1 protein-coding gene and 1 pseudogene are annotated in these 568 nt (G+C 70.4%); one reads left to right on the top strand and one right to left on the bottom strand.

Going from position 1 to position 568, the window contains the following annotated elements; genetic code table 11:
* Window positions 1–447, top strand: a pseudogene (locus DBR36_RS18570) (phosphodiesterase); the annotation flags it as partial.
* Here DBR36_RS18570 and DBR36_RS14815 read toward each other — a convergent pair.
* Window positions 398–565 (bottom strand): hypothetical protein, encoded by a 168-nt coding sequence (locus DBR36_RS14815; RefSeq protein ID WP_375136086.1) that lies wholly within the window; start codon window positions 563–565, stop codon window positions 398–400. The pseudogene DBR36_RS18570 and the gene DBR36_RS14815 overlap by 50 nt on opposite strands.
* Between the last annotated feature and the right edge of the window lie 3 nt (window positions 566–568).

The following is a 568-nucleotide window of genomic DNA, read 5'->3' as shown; positions in this document are numbered from 1 at the left end:
ATCCTGGCCATGCACCACCCGCCGGTGCCGAGCGTCCTCGATCTGGCGGCCTCGGTCGAACTGCGCGACCAGCGCAGCCTCGCGACGGTGCTGCGCGGCAGCGACGTGCGCGCGATCCTGGCCGGTCACCTGCACTACTCGACGTTCGCCACCTTCGCCGGCATCCCCGTATCGGTGGCCTCGGCCACCTGCTACACGCAGGACCTCATGGTCCCCGTCGGTGGAACGCGCCCCCAGGACGCCGCGCAGGGCTTCAACATCGTCCACGTCTACGACGAGACCGTCGTGCACTCGGTCGTGCCGCTCGCGGTGAGCGACGCCCTGCAGTACGTCGACGCCGAGGAGTCCCAGCGACGGTTGCGGGATGCCGGCATCGTCGTGCCGGCATCCCGAGCCTTCAGTGGACCGGTGTCGCCGCCGACGACGCCGCTGCCGATCCTGCGCTGACCCCGGTCTTCTCCCACGGGGCGGCGATCGGGAAGTAGCGCTCGAGGCACGCGCGCAGGGCGGGGACTCGCACTTCTTCGGGGATCTCGGGCACGCTGCCGTCGTTCAGGCAGAACATGTC

It is taken from the genome of Microbacterium sp. HMWF026, from assembly GCF_003061325.1.
GTDB classification, from domain to species: Bacteria; Actinomycetota; Actinomycetes; order Actinomycetales; family Microbacteriaceae; genus Microbacterium; species Microbacterium testaceum_E.
This window is presented reverse-complemented; position numbering and strand designations above follow the sequence as displayed.